A 13670-nucleotide genomic window follows, 5' to 3' on the forward strand; every position below is an offset into this window, starting at 1 on the left:
ACTTGTAACAGATAAACTGCAAGTGTTTTTTATAAAAAATGTAACGCAAGGCATGATATTCCTTGCGTTACGAATATGTCTGCACAAACAGACCGTCCCCTTCCAGCCATTCAGCAATAAAGACATCCTGATGCGATGTCACGCCATAGGCACGCAATTGCTCATTAAGCCATTGTTCATCTTTGCCAAGTTCCTGCAATTCGTCACGAAGCAGCTCGCCATCGCGGATAAGCGTTACCGGAACATGGACAGGATGCGGCGGCAATTGAAAATCTTCCCGCGTCGTTTTTTGATATTTTGCTTTTTTCAGGACGCTGATTGTTCCGTTTGTCTCTAAATAGCAAAAAGCGACCTCCCGCAGTGAAAACGTTTCGTTTTGCCGCAGCAGGCTTTGCAGCTGATTGAGCGTCATCCGGCTTTTTTTCAATGCTTTATCATCAATGATTCCATTGCGGATTAATACCGTCGGCTCTCCTTCGCTAAAGCGCCGGAACGAGAGATATTTTTGACTCATGTATTCGACAAGCAACAATAGCGCTCCCCATAATGATATCGAATAGACGATATACCACAGATGGATATGGTTATCATATAGAGCGTTTCCTAACAGTTCTCCTAATACGAGCGCCGAAATAAATGTAAATGGGCTTATTTGATGGATCAGTTTTTTACCTGCCACTTTTACAACAAGAAATAACAGTATAAATCCTGTCACAAGCTCCACTGTTAAATGCAGCCATTTCATTTATTGCCACCCTCCTGGTTGCGGTTCGCTAGTTTCATTATGAGCGTCAATGTGCTAAATTATGTCATAGCTAAATTTTTCCACCAGAAAGGAAAAATGGTCGGGCGGACGCCACTCTTTTTTCAACGATAAAAACTATTTTTCCGATCCATTCTTGCCGTATAATAATATAATGTGGAACTTTCGCGGATAGGAGATATTGTATGGGTGCTTATATCAACCAGCACGTGTTAAACAATTTGTTTTATATTTTGGTAAGCGTGTTTGTTTTTTACTTTATTTATGATCATGGCGAGATATTTAAAAAGCGAACATCCTATAGAAACGCCCTTCTCACTGCCTGCATGGGGTTTCCCATCATTTTATGCATGAAGTTTCCTATTTATATTGATGAACAGTGCGTCCATGATTTCCGCCAAATTCCTTTTCTGATCGGCACGCTGTACGGCGGGGGGATCGTTGGCTTTATTTTGCTGCTGATTTTATTGGCTGCTCGTTCTCTGATTTACGGGTTTGAATATATTACGGCAATTGTGTATATGACGATGTTGATTGCCACAGCTCTCATGGCGCCAACCTTCCATGCATTAAAACGTTCCAACAAGCTGTCGATGTCAGTCTGGCTGACCTTTTTTCTGGCGGTTCTCGTCACGCTTCTCGCCATCATCATCGCTGATTTTCCTGTGACGCATTCTTATATTGTTTATTTCATTTTGCTTCCTCCGATTGGGATGCTGTTTATCGTGTACATTATTGAAACATTAAAAGAGGCAATGATCATGCGCTCCAAACTTGTTAAAATCGAGAAAATGGAAGTGGTCAGCCAGCTCGCCGCCAGCATTTCGCATGAAATTCGCAATCCATTAACCGTTGTTAAAGGATTTATTCAATTATTAAAAACCCCTTCACTTCCGCAAAATACAAAAGACCGGTACATTCAAATCGCTTTAGATGAAATTAACCGGGCGGAAGCGATTATTAACGATTATTTAACATTTGCCAAACCAACATCTGACAAAGTGGAATGCCTCATGGTCAATGAAGAATTGCAAAAGGTTGTACAAATGTTGGCGCCAATGGCTCATATGAACTCGATTGAAATCGTTAAAAAGCTGGAACCCGGCGCAATTGTTGGAAACATTCAATACTTTCAACAATGTTTTTTGAATTTACTCAAAAACAGCATCGAAGCCATGCCAAACGGAGGGACATTGACGATTTCGTCCCGCTTGCATGGCAATCATGTCATCATAACGATTAAAGACACCGGCGTGGGAATGACGGCGGAACAAGTGAACCGGTTTGGCGAACCATACTTTAGCACCAAAGATAAAGGAACCGGCCTTGGCACCATGGTGGCAGTCAAGACGATACAAGCAATGCAAGGAAAGCTGCATATCGAAAGTGAAGTAAATAAAGGAACTACATTAACGATTACGTTCCCTAAAGCTGCGGACTAATAAAAAAGAGGGCTGTCTGCCCTCTTTTTCATTTGCATAAAATAATCCGCCTTCTTTTAAGCCACTCTTCTTTGCCCTTCACCACCGCTCCTCTCGCGCACATTTGTGATGTCCCTGCTTGTTCCGTCAACCATCCATATTAATTATCAAGTCGGCTGCGAGAGCTGCTTCTCTTTTTTTGAAGATAGCAAAAAAACGGTCGCAATCACGCAAACGGCTCCGATGGCCTGAAACAGGCTAAACGGGACATGCAAAAAAGCAATCGAGGCGATGATGGAAGACAGCGGTTCAACGCTGGATAATACGCTCGATTCAGCCGGTGATAAGTAGCGGATGCTTTCGACAAATAATAAAAAGGCAAATAAAGTGCCAAATACAACCACAAACAAGATAAGCAGCCACGTCTCCTCATCCCAGCGCACCGCTTCCGGTAGCGGAAAAGGAGGAAAAACGAGACACATGCCTCCCCCTCCGATGACCATTCCCCAGCCGACAATGATAATCGAATCCCACTTTTTCAGCATCTGCGCTGAAGATAACGTATAAAATGCCAAGGCAATCCCGGAAAGAATTCCCCAACCGACGGAGGCCAATGGCACTTTTAATTCTCCGGTGGAGCCGTTTGTAATTAAGAGAAAAGTTCCCAAAAGAGCCAATATAACCGCAAGCATTACCTCTTTCGCCGGGCGATGCCTTTTCGCCACTATGTCGTATAACACGACATAGACAGGAGCTAAATATTGCAATAATGTCGCGATAGCGGCATTGCCCGTGGCGATCGACGCAAAATAGGTATATTGCACTCCAAGCATGCCGATCAATCCAAACAACAATAAGCGTACGATACTTTTTCCATCTCTCCAGATCGAAAATATAGTCATCCATTTGCATACAGCAAACAACAGCAGCGCGCTTCCCGCCATCATCATTCGCACAACGACAAGCCATTGTGCGGTTATTTGCTTTTCCTGAAATAACACTTGCGCCGCTATTCCCGATAATCCCCAAAGCGCCGCGCCAGTGATAACCATCATTAATCCTTTGGCTCGGTTAGAAACTTGAACGGTCATGATTCTCCCCTTCTTTTGGCTGGCGTTGATGGATAGGAGGCATAACGGCAATAAACACCCCTATGATAATCAGCAATCCGCCTAAATAAAACGAAGCGGTTATCTGTTCCTGTAAAAACAAAAAGCCAAACACAGCGCCGACGAGCGGCTGAAAAAAGAAAAATAATGAGCCAATCCCGGCATCCATCATTTCCATTCCTTTATTCCAGAGAAAAAACGCCCCAGCGGTCGAAATAATCCCAAGGTAAAGGACCCCAAATACGACGATCATGTCGGGAAGAGAGACAAATGGTTCATGCAGCTCCCACAGCATAACCGGAGTAGTGAATAATAAGGCAAACAAAATAGCATATGTCGTGATCACCAATGCCGAAAAGCGAGCCGAAGCCACTTTCACGTACACCGATAAAAGCGCCCATGTCAGCGCCGCCCCAACGAGCATCATATTTCCCGAAAATGACTGCCCTCCGCGATCGTCCAAACCGATGACGATGACAACCCCGATGGAAGCCAGCAAAAGAGCGACCGCTTTTTTCAAGGTGATCGGCTCATTTAAGACAAATCTGGCAAACAAAACAATAAACGCCGGCGTTGCCGACGTGATTAACGCCCCTGTATGTGCATCGGATAATTTTGTTCCGGTAAATTGCAATGATATCGAAACAAAATAACCGATAAAACCGATCCACCCTAGCAAAAGCCAATCCTGTTTGCGAATGGATAGCCTCATTTTCGTTTTATGCTCGTGAAATTTCAATACCCCGAATAAAACAATAAACGCGATGGCATAGCGAAGCCACACTAGCGTAAACGGCGGGATGAAATCAAGGACATATTTGCTGACAACATACATTCCACCCCAAATACTGGCTGCTAGTGATAAAAAGAAGGAGCCGAACAACGTATTTTTCATTGAAGACAATCCTCCAGCTTCATAGAGGGTAAAACATCCTCCCTAGGAAGAAGCACGGCGATTAAGCCGCTTTTTTCTCTCCTTATTCGCCATTTTTTTATAACTATTCATTTTATTCCATTGTATCAGATGATCGCCAAATGTACATTATATTTTTTGTATATTACGAATGTTTTAAAAAAGAATAGACATTCCGCTTTTGGAAAAAATAGTGGTGAGATTGGCCACTCTCTTAAAGAAAGGGATCTGTTGTGAATAGCACTCCGTTAAATACCATTCAATTAATTTGCATGTTTATGTTATTCATCGGGCTAATGAATCACGTCATCGTCGTCCCGCTGCTATTAGACGCAGCCGGCCGTGATGCATGGATTTCGACAATCATTGCCCTTGGCGTATTGCCATTATGGCTTCCACTCTTGTATTTTATCATGAAACAATCCAAGCAAATGAATTTGTTTTTATGGTTAAAAACAGAATTTAACAGCGCCATTGCATATTTCGTCGCCATTCTTGGAAGTTTATTATTACTGGTGATCAGCTATGTGACACTCAGCGACACGGTTACGTTTACTACTACTACTTACTTAACGCGCTCACCTGATTGGGCCATTTTGTTCATTTTAACCGTCATGTGCTTTTATAACGCCTACTATGGCATACCATCCATTGCAAAGACAGCTGTCATCCTTTTACCATTCGCTTTTCTTTTTGGGATTTTAGTGGCGATCGCGACGGCGCCGCACAAAGATTATTCCTTATTAAAGCCAATCATGGCGAATGGCTTTGCCCCTGTTTTCAAAGGAATGATTTATGCCGGTGCCGGATGTATGGAAATTTTTCTTATTTTGTTTTTGCAACATCATCTTCAAGCCCGTTTTTCTTTTAAAACGCTGTTCATCATTAGTTTTCTCGCAGCAAGTTTAAGCATTGGCCCGACGATTGGCGCGATCATGGAATTCGGGCCGAAAGAAGCGATGGACTTGCGTTACCCGGCCTTTGAAGGATGGCGGTTAATCAGCTTGGGAACATATATTGAATATCTTGATTTTCTTGCCGTTTATCAATGGATGGCCGGAGCGTTTATCCGAATTTCCCTGGCTACTGCGCTTATACCAGAGCTGTTTCATATAACGAACAAAAAAACGCGATTATGGATGTTAATCATAATTTATATCACCGTTTTCTTATTATCATTGATTCCGATCAGCGACGATAAATTTTTAAGCTTATTATATCAATTGGTTTTGCCGTTTTCATTATTGCTCATTTTTTTTCTCTCTTTATTCGTTGGGATGTTGTCACTCATTACATATGTCAAAAAGAGGAGAGCATAATCATGCCAATTCCTATTAGAGCCCCGCAAAACAGAAATAACGCCAATGATCATAGCAGTTTGGAGACGCTCATCATTTCCGAGCAAACTTTGCGCGATCATTTTTCTCGTTGTAAAGATGTCGCAATTCTTACTGCGACGATTCAACCCGACGAAACCGCTAGCAGCGCGCTCACCTTAGTGTTCGCCTATTGCGAGGAGCTGTGTGACACCCAACAGATGAGACAAGTGATATTTCCGATGTTTCACGAAATGTGCCGTCAATATCCTTGCCATTCCGTGGATGAAATTGAAGCAAACAAACTGCTGCCAATGGAGTTGCTTGGAAAAGAAGTGCTTATCGATGATCTGGACTATCATCTCTTTAGCGGCGATTTATTAGTCTATTTTCAGAAAGCCGATGTTTTATATTCCCTCACGCTTGCCAATCCGCCGAACCGCGATCCGGAAGAACCAAATACGGAGGTATCCATCCGCGGTCCGAAAGATGGCTTTATTGAGGAAATTTCGAAAAACGTCGCACTCATCCGCAAGCGGATAAAATCTTATAAGCTCTGCTACGAACAATTTATCGTCGGAACAAGAAGCCAAACAAGAGTGGGATTAATGTATATCGATGACATCGCAAATCGCGAAATGATTCATGAAGTGAAAAAAAGAATTTTGCAGTTAAATATTGATTCCATTATGAGCACCAATCAGTTGGAAGAACTGATTGGCGATAAACGTTTCTCGCTGTTTCCTTTGTTTGCCTACACAGGACGCCCAGATTTTGCGGCAAATAGTTTATTGAATGGAAGATTTGTCATCTTGATAGACGGGGCGCCCACCGTCATCATCGGTCCGGGAAACTTAATGTTTTTGCTGAATACATCGGAAGATAACGTTACAACACCTATCTTTGTCGTTTTTCAGAGACTCCTTCGCTTCATGGGAATTTCGTTGGCTATTTATTTGCCCGGATTTTGGACCGCCTTATTATCGTTCCATCCTGGAGAAATACCATTCACTCTCTTAGGAACAGTTGTGCTGTCCAGACAGGGAGTGCCGCTGCCTGTCCCACTGGAAATGTTTATCATGGTCGTGTTATTCGAAATCTTTAAAGAAGCGGGCATGCGCCTGCCGTTAGCGATCGGGCAAACGTTATCAGTTGTCGGCGGATTGATTATCGGACAATCAGCGGTCAACGCTGGCTTATTTACACCGGGAAGCCTTGTCGTTGCCGCCATTTCCGTTATCGCTGCGTTTACGTTAGTGAATCAAAATTTGTCAGGAACTGTGACGTTATTGCGTTTTATTGTTTTAGCTGCTTCTTCTGTATTAGGGTTATTTGGGTTTATCGCTTCTTTATTTTTCCTTTTGACATATGTAGTGAATTTAAAAACATTTGGAATCCCGTATCTTACTCCGCTCTCTCCTCCAACCATGGATATTTTCAAAATCTTAATTCCGAATGGCTGGAAAATATTCAAAAAAAGAGCGGGATTGGTAAAACCGAAAGATGATACCCCAAGGGGGGAAGCAAATTGAAACGCAAAACAGCCTTTCCCTTGATCCTCTCTATCTTTTTGTTGGCAGGATGCTGGGGAGCACAAAATATTGATCATCTTTTTTATGTTGGTGTTATCGGTGTTGATTATAAGGATGATCAGTTTATCGTTTATGTGGCCCTCACTAGCTTTACCGGATTAGCGAAAGTCGAGAGCGGAGGCGCCAAGGAAAAATCGGGCATTGCCGTTGGAAAAGCCAAAGGCGAAACGTTTAATATCGCCACCGATAATCTGTATTCTTCTATTCAACGAATGGTGTCATGGGCGCATGTGAAAAGTATTGTGTTTACAAAAAGAGCCTTGAAGAAAGTAGTATTAGAAGACGTCTTAGACGTTTTAGACCGATATAACGAAATCAGGAATACAATATGGGTGTATGCGACAGATGAACCGTTAACTAAACTTTTCTTTAGTTCCGCACCAATTTTGCATACATCCCCATACTATTCTTTATTAGCCAGTCCTGAAGAGAGTTTTCAGCAAAGTTCATTTATTCGGCCGATCCGCTTAAATCGCTTTGTAGCTGACATCCATGAGCCTTCCAAAACAGGGCAACTTCCCTATCTCAACATTGCGGCACACAATTGGCAGGAAGATGAAGAAAAAAAGCTGATGTTAAATTTAAAAGGAATGTGCTTTATAAACGATTATGAACTTCAAAAATGTTTTGATCGCTCTAAGTTGCTTGGAATGAGATGGCTGGAAAAAGAAAAAAGCAGGGTCACTATTTATGTGAAAAAAAGCAATAAAGTAGCCGCATCGATCACCGTTCTTCATCCGGAGTCAAAAATTTCCTACCAACGTAACGGAAATACTCCCGTATTTAACATAGACGTATCCATCAGTGGGAATGTGATTGAGTTAAGGGAAAAGTTAACGGAAAAACAGCTAATCCGCCTAGCGCAAAAAACAGTAGAAGAGGAAATAAGAAGCCTCTACAAATTAGGGTTAAAATACAATATCGATATCCTTAACCTTTCGGAAACGTTGTACCGCCAAAACCCAAAAGATTGGAAGAAGTTTTCCAAAAACGGAAAGATTCCATTAACAGATGAAACGTTAAAAAAGATTAACGTCAAAATCTCCATTAATACATCTGGAAAGGAAAAATTGCGGTGACAACACATATCATCATCTTTTGCCGCTCCATCAATCAAAAATGCTGTTTATAAAAAATTTTTTATTGCAACCATCATCCAATGGGCTATAATGGAAACAAAGAATAAATGGTTCCCTTCGCGTCAAGCGGAGGGGATTTTTTTTGAAGACGATAAGGGGGATGGAGAAATGCAAGTAAACGTCCAACGTGTCGCGGGAGTGCAAACAACCGTATATCCTATCTTAATCGCCATTAGTGTGGGGCATCTGTTGAACGACTCGATGCAAGCGGTCATTCCGGCATTGTTTCCGATTTTAGAAACATCGATGAATTTATCGTACACCCAAATCGGCTGGATCGCGTTTACCTTAAATATGACTTCCTCGGTGATGCAACCGGTTGTCGGCTTTTTTACGGACCGGACCCCTTCTCCTTACTTTCTTCCGCTTGGGATGGCATCAAGCTTGCTTGGCATGATAGGACTTGCGTTTGCACCGCATTTCTTCTTTGTCTTATTATCCGTCTTGTTTGTTGGGTTTGGCTCAGCGATTTTTCATCCGGAAGGCTCACGCGTTGTATATTTTGCTGCAGGGACGAGAAGAGGATTTGCCCAATCTATTTACCAAGTGGGCGGGAATACGGGAAATGCCCTTGCTCCACTATTTACGGCACTCATTTTTGTCCCGTTTGGGCAAAAAGGCGCCGTTTGGTTCACCATGATTGCTGCGCTGGGCATCGTTCTTTTGTTTCGTGTGTCGCGATGGTATTCGCTCCGTCTTAAAGAATACGGAACGATGCAGAAACAAGGCAAATCAGGAAAAAGCGGTGTGAAAAACCACCGAAATATTATGTTCGCCTTAACACTATTAATTTTTGTAGTGTTTGCGCGGTCATGGTACTCTGCCGGAATTTCTAATTATTATCAATTTTATTTAATGAAACACTATCATGTGCCGATTCAAGAAGCACAAGTTTATTTGTTTGTGTTTATGATCGCCGGAGCCATCGGCACATTTGTAGGCGGACCGCTGGCGGATCGGTTCGGAAAACGAAATTTAATGTTATTTTCGACGCTCGGCACGGCACCGTTTTCCCTCATGCTTCCATATCTTCCGCTTGTATGGGTGCTGCCTGTCGTTTTTCTTGCTGGGTTCATTTTATCATTAAGTTTTTCCACATTTGTCGTGTATGCCCAAGAACTGCTTCCCGGAAATGTCGGCATGGCGTCGGGGCTGATCGTCGGCCTTGCGTTTGGGATGGGAGCGCTCGGAGCCGTTGTTCTTGGAAAAATTGCTGACTTATATAATTTGAATATTCTTATGATATTGTGCAGTTTTCTCCCGCTGTTTGGGGCGCTCACATGGTGGCTGCCGAAAGAAAAATCGTCCGCTTCCCAATAGGCGCGAAAAGGCTGTCTTCGCTAAAAAACGAAGACAGCCTTCATACATTTGAAACATTCATCGGACAATGTCCATGTTACCATTATTCGCGGTGTACAGAACATGACGGATTGAATTGGCCTGCTCTTACTTCGCCTCTTGCACTTCCTCGAAATAGTCTTTATAAAACCCGCCGATTTTCCCGGTGTTATCAATAATAAAATAAAATTCTTCTGTTTCGTTTTTCACTTCATATGTTTTCCCTGGCGTCAGCACATGGTCAACGATATATTTTTCCGCGTTTGTATGTACACATTTCACTTTTTTTAACGTTGGGCGGTTCAACCAAGTGTAATGAATCATGTTCCACTCTCCTTTGCCTGTCCTCATACTATTCCCATTTTAGCGGCATTTCGATGTGGACGCAATATGCCTCGGCGATATCCTTTTGCTTTTTTGTATCTCAGACATTCGGCCATCGTGCCGACAGATATCTTTTCTGCCTGCAATCCCCTTCTTTTGCCATCATGCCAAAACAAACGGAACGCGACAGTTAGCGGATTTTCTTGACGTATTTTTGGTACAGTCCGTATAAAATCGCCGCTTTATATGTTTCAATTTTTTTCCTTTCCATAGGATGCCAACGAATTCCCGCCTCTTTTAATTGTTGGACGAGCCATCCTTTCGAGCCGAAGTAAGCCATCAAACTCTCCCCCTTTTTGTTACTTCTCTTCATGTATATACGTGAAAATGGAAAAACAGAACGAAAAAGCGAAGCATAGCCAATGATCCCGATCTGGTTTTTTCCGGCTAACTTTCTTTCCGGGAAGCAGCGCGTTTTTCGCGAACTTTCTCAAGCTATAAGAAAAACCACCCTTTCCACTGGGAAAAGGTGGTTATCATGTTTAGGAAGAAGACGGAGCGTTTCGTTTTTTCCCTTTTAAGAAAAACGATAAAATCAGCGCGAGAAACGCGAGCCCTGTCGCGACAAAAAACGCGTCGTTAATGCCTTCTATCGCGGAACGTTGCTGCACGATGCCGTATAAAAGCTGTGCGATTGCTTCATCACTTGGAATCGCTTGTTTTAGCTGCGCTACTATATCTGCAAAAAATGGATTATTTTCCGTCATCACGTTGCGATAACTTTCTGCATGGAACTTCGAACGGTTTGACATCACCGTAACGAGAAATGCCGTGCCAAGCGAAGCGGCGACTTGCCGCAATGTATTTGCCATCGCCGTGCCATGGCTGTATAAATGGCGCGGCAATGCGTTAAGCCCTTCCGTCATAATCGGCATTCCTAACATCGACATGCCAAACATGCGGAAAATGTATAACATCAAAATATGGCTATATGGCGTATCCATCGTCAGCTTGCTGAACTCCCATGTGGTCACGACCGTAATGACAAGACCGACTATCGCAAGCATCCGCGCGCCAATGCGGTCAAAGATCCAGCCGGCAATCGGCGACATGATGGCCATCACAATTGCGCCGGGCAAGAGCAGCAAACCGGCGTCCAGCGGCGTAAAGCCGCGTAAGTTTTGCAAATAGACCGGAAGCAGCACCATCGCCGCAAACAGCGCCATATTGATGACACAGCCAATAATGGTCGATAATGTAAAGACATTATATTTAAACACGCGAAAGTTTAAAATTGGGTTTTCGACTGTCAATGAACGCCACGTAAATAAAATCAGGAATACGGCGCCGATGATAATCGACACGACAACGTTCGTTTGCCCCCAGCCGTTGCTTCCCGCTTCGCTAAATCCGTATAGCACGCCGCCAAAACCGATCGTCGAATAAATCGCTCCGCGCAGATCCAATGTCGGAGCATCTGTTCTCGATGTATCTTTTAGCCAAAGAAAAGCGAGCACAATATCAATAATCGCAATCGGCAATACGACATAGAATAAGAGGCGCCATGAATAGTGTTCAACGATCCATCCGGATAATGTCGGGCCGACGGCCGGCGCAAACATCATGGCGATCCCGACCGTTCCCATCGCAACTCCGCGTTTTTCTGGCGGAAAAATATTTAACATAATGACCATCATTAATTGCATAATAATTCCTGCACCGATCGCTTGGATAAGGCGGCCGGTCAGCATGATGGCGAAAGAAGGGGCGGCCGAACAAATAAAGGTGCCGATTGCAAAAAATGCCATCCCCGAAAGAAACAATTTTTTCGCAGGAAACTTGGCAATCAAAAAAGGGCTGATCGGAATCAATACGCCGTTAATGAGCATGTATCCTGTAACAAGCCACTGAATCGTCGACGTTTCCACGTTAAAATCATTCATCATATGCGGAAGCGCGACGTTAATGAGCGTCTGATTCAAAATCGCCACAAATGCTCCAAGCATAATGGTAGCCACTACTTTAGCCCGACTGTCGCCAATGTTTTCTAATCCCGCTTGGCGCGGAGGCGCTGCCGTCAAAGCAGATCCCTCGCGGCGATTTGCAACAGCTATGTTCGAACGTTCTGCTTTTTCCGCATCGTGCGGGACGGGCGCGTTTTTCCGTCTTCTTGCCATCACATTCATCATGGCGAGAACGAAAATGGAAAATATAATATAACTCGTTAAAAACGTTGACATAGCCAATCACCTACTTATGAATGCGAACAGTGACGTTCATTCCTGGCACTAGCTCCGCCCCGTTATCATCGTCAATCGAAATCGTCACCGGAATGACTTGCGTCACTTTCGTATAATTGCCCGTATTATTGGAACTTGGCAATAGGCTAAACGTATTGGCAGTCGCATATCCAAGCTTCTCTACTTTCCCCGTAAACTTGCGGTCTGGAAAGGCGTCCACATAAATATCGACATCTTGGCCAACTTTGACATCTTCAATATCAGTTTCTTCGATGTTTGCCGTCACCCATAAATCGTCTAAATCATAACCGCGCGCCAATGTCATTCCCGCTGGGACAAACGAATTTTGAACAGCACTTTGTTGGACGATCGTCATATGATGCGGAACGGTGATCGGAATGTTATGTTTTCCGTCGGATACTTCACCGATTTGGTCACCGCTATTAAACGTTTTGCCAATGTTTCCTGACCAGCTTGTTAATTTTCCAGAATATGGAGAAGAAATCGAAATGGCTTGCCCATCGATGCGAGCATTGTCTGTTTTTATATAATTGGTTACTTCATTGACATAATAATAAGCAGCAAAACCGCCGCCAACAAGTAAAATGAGCACGATAATATTTAGCACAATTAATCTTTTTACGTTCACTTTTTTATTCCTCCCCTAATAAAATATTTTTCATCTTTTGCTGGAGCGAAAGAAGCTGCAAAATTTCCTCCGCATCAATAGTTTGCTCGATTTTCCGCAGCCGCTGCAAAAGGATAGATTCGTGATTAAACGCTTCTTTGATCGTCTGTCTGCCTTTATCCGTCAAACTTAATATCACAGCACGGCGGTCTTCTTTCGACGTCTCCCGTGCCACCAACCCGGCGCTGACAAGACGGTCGACCGTACTGCTGACATTGCTGTTGCTTAAATTTAATTTTTCCGCCAGATCGTTCAAGCGGATATTTTCTCTTTTCCATAACGTGTACAGAATCATCAGCTGCACTTCTGTAATGCCAACCCGGGCCGCATCTTCGCGGGCGAGCCGGCACAGCGCTTTTTGCATTCGAAACACCGAATACATAATTTCACGCCCAAGCGTTTCCACAAACTTCCCCCCTCATTATGTATGATAGAAATAATTCCAACACGAATTATTTCTATGCGAAATACAATTATAACATGCTTATGTGATAAATCAACTATATTGTTTCGCCTTTGATAAAAAGGCATGAGAAAAGCCGGTCTCCTAAAGAGACCGGCTTTTCCATTCTCCTTCACTCATCGCCGCATTTGCCGTTGGTTGAATGCAGTTTCTCAACCACACTCCACCAGGTGGGTGTTCGCAGAAACGTTCCTGTCGTCCTCAAACCTACCAAAGTAGGGAGGCATGACATTCCCGTTTCGATATAGAACTCCCTTTCTATTGCCATCGGTTGAAACTTCATTCTTCAACGCACAATGCAGCAGATGATTTTTGGTGATTATTATAATACAAAATCTTTTTTCGTTTTGCAAGTGGACGTCTT

13 protein-coding genes and 1 other RNA gene are annotated in these 13670 nt (G+C 43.3%); 5 read left to right on the forward strand and 9 right to left on the reverse strand.

Features of this window, described 5'->3' with window-relative positions; translation table 11 throughout:
- Window positions 1-67: 67 nt before the first annotated feature.
- Window positions 68-745, reverse strand: a complete 678-nt coding sequence (locus tag AOT13_RS13815) for a YetF domain-containing protein (RefSeq protein ID WP_003250158.1) — start codon at window positions 743-745, stop codon at window positions 68-70.
- Window positions 746-948: 203 nt separating this feature from the next.
- Between AOT13_RS13815 and AOT13_RS13820 the strand changes: the two genes are divergently transcribed.
- Entirely contained in the window at window positions 949-2205 is a 1257-nt protein-coding gene (locus tag AOT13_RS13820) for an ATP-binding protein (RefSeq protein ID WP_013400715.1), read from the forward strand.
- 146 nt (window positions 2206-2351) lie between these two features.
- Here the strand turns inward: AOT13_RS13820 and AOT13_RS13825 are convergent, their stop codons facing one another.
- Both AOT13_RS13825 and AOT13_RS13830 read right to left on the reverse strand, forming a co-directional pair.
- Window positions 2352-3275, reverse strand: a complete 924-nt coding sequence (locus AOT13_RS13825; protein ID WP_013400713.1) for a DMT family transporter — start codon at window positions 3273-3275, stop codon at window positions 2352-2354.
- On the reverse strand, window positions 3256-4188 hold the full coding sequence (locus tag AOT13_RS13830; protein ID WP_003250153.1) for a DMT family transporter: 933 nt from the start codon (window positions 4186-4188) through the stop codon (window positions 3256-3258). Before AOT13_RS13830 ends, AOT13_RS13825 begins: the two co-directional genes overlap by 20 nt.
- Window positions 4189-4439: 251 nt before the next feature.
- Between AOT13_RS13830 and AOT13_RS13835 the strand changes: the two genes are divergently transcribed.
- The 4 genes from AOT13_RS13835 (at window position 4440) to AOT13_RS13850 (ending at window position 9573) form a co-directional block, all read left to right on the forward strand.
- On the forward strand, window positions 4440-5525 hold the full coding sequence (locus AOT13_RS13835) for an endospore germination permease (protein ID WP_013400712.1): 1086 nt from the start codon (window positions 4440-4442) through the stop codon (window positions 5523-5525).
- Window positions 5526-5527: 2 nt separating this feature from the next.
- On the forward strand, window positions 5528-7054 hold the full coding sequence (locus tag AOT13_RS13840) for a spore germination protein (protein WP_013400711.1): 1527 nt from the start codon (window positions 5528-5530) through the stop codon (window positions 7052-7054).
- Complete coding sequence (locus tag AOT13_RS13845) at window positions 7051-8193, forward strand: Ger(x)C family spore germination protein (protein WP_013400710.1); 1143 nt, start codon at window positions 7051-7053, stop codon at window positions 8191-8193. The genes AOT13_RS13840 and AOT13_RS13845 overlap by 4 nt, the downstream gene beginning before the upstream one ends.
- 168 nt (window positions 8194-8361) lie before the next feature.
- A complete protein-coding gene (locus AOT13_RS13850; protein WP_013400709.1) occupies window positions 8362-9573 on the forward strand; it encodes an MFS transporter in 1212 nt (403 codons plus the stop codon).
- A gap of 126 nt (window positions 9574-9699) precedes the next feature.
- Here the strand turns inward: AOT13_RS13850 and AOT13_RS13855 are convergent, their stop codons facing one another.
- From AOT13_RS13855 to ssrS, 6 genes are all read right to left on the reverse strand, one after another.
- Window positions 9700-9915 (reverse strand): DUF6501 family protein, encoded by a 216-nt coding sequence (locus AOT13_RS13855; protein ID WP_003250147.1) that lies wholly within the window; start codon window positions 9913-9915, stop codon window positions 9700-9702.
- 190 nt (window positions 9916-10105) lie between these two features.
- Entirely contained in the window at window positions 10106-10255 is a 150-nt protein-coding gene (locus AOT13_RS19665; RefSeq protein WP_013400708.1) for a DUF2639 domain-containing protein, read from the reverse strand.
- A 202-nt stretch (window positions 10256-10457) separates the two neighbouring features.
- The gene (locus AOT13_RS13860) at window positions 10458-12155 is read right to left on the reverse strand and encodes a DHA2 family efflux MFS transporter permease subunit (RefSeq protein WP_042385800.1); all 1698 of its coding nucleotides are present in this window, start codon (window positions 12153-12155) and stop codon (window positions 10458-10460) included.
- A 10-nt stretch (window positions 12156-12165) separates the two neighbouring features.
- On the reverse strand, window positions 12166-12804 hold the full coding sequence (locus tag AOT13_RS13865) for an HlyD family secretion protein (protein ID WP_003250143.1): 639 nt from the start codon (window positions 12802-12804) through the stop codon (window positions 12166-12168).
- A gap of 4 nt (window positions 12805-12808) precedes the next feature.
- Window positions 12809-13249: a MarR family winged helix-turn-helix transcriptional regulator gene (locus tag AOT13_RS13870; protein ID WP_003250142.1), complete on the reverse strand. Its 441-nt coding sequence runs from the start codon at window positions 13247-13249 to the stop codon at window positions 12809-12811.
- A 173-nt stretch (window positions 13250-13422) separates the two neighbouring features.
- Window positions 13423-13614, reverse strand: a non-coding RNA gene (gene ssrS, locus AOT13_RS13875) — 6S RNA.
- Window positions 13615-13670: the final 56 nt, after the last annotated feature.

Source organism: Parageobacillus thermoglucosidasius (assembly GCF_001295365.1).
Taxonomy (GTDB): Bacteria; Bacillota; Bacilli; order Bacillales; family Anoxybacillaceae; genus Parageobacillus; species Parageobacillus thermoglucosidasius.

Coding starts and splice junctions, on each gene's coding strand:
- AOT13_RS13860 (WP_042385800.1), bottom strand. CDS start 12,155: ATGTCAACGTTTTTAACGAGTTATATTATATTTTCCATTTTCGTTCTC.
- AOT13_RS13830 (WP_003250153.1), bottom strand. CDS start 4,188: ATGAAAAATACGTTGTTCGGCTCCTTCTTTTTATCACTAGCAGCCAGT.
- AOT13_RS19665 (WP_013400708.1), bottom strand. CDS start 10,255: ATGGCTTACTTCGGCTCGAAAGGATGGCTCGTCCAACAATTAAAAGAG.
- AOT13_RS13855 (WP_003250147.1), bottom strand. CDS start 9,915: ATGATTCATTACACTTGGTTGAACCGCCCAACGTTAAAAAAAGTGAAA.
- AOT13_RS13840 (WP_013400711.1), top strand. CDS start 5,528: ATGCCAATTCCTATTAGAGCCCCGCAAAACAGAAATAACGCCAATGAT.
- AOT13_RS13825 (WP_013400713.1), bottom strand. CDS start 3,275: ATGACCGTTCAAGTTTCTAACCGAGCCAAAGGATTAATGATGGTTATC.
- AOT13_RS13850 (WP_013400709.1), top strand. CDS start 8,362: ATGCAAGTAAACGTCCAACGTGTCGCGGGAGTGCAAACAACCGTATAT.
- AOT13_RS13815 (WP_003250158.1), bottom strand. CDS start 745: ATGAAATGGCTGCATTTAACAGTGGAGCTTGTGACAGGATTTATACTG.
- AOT13_RS13820 (WP_013400715.1), top strand. CDS start 949: ATGGGTGCTTATATCAACCAGCACGTGTTAAACAATTTGTTTTATATT.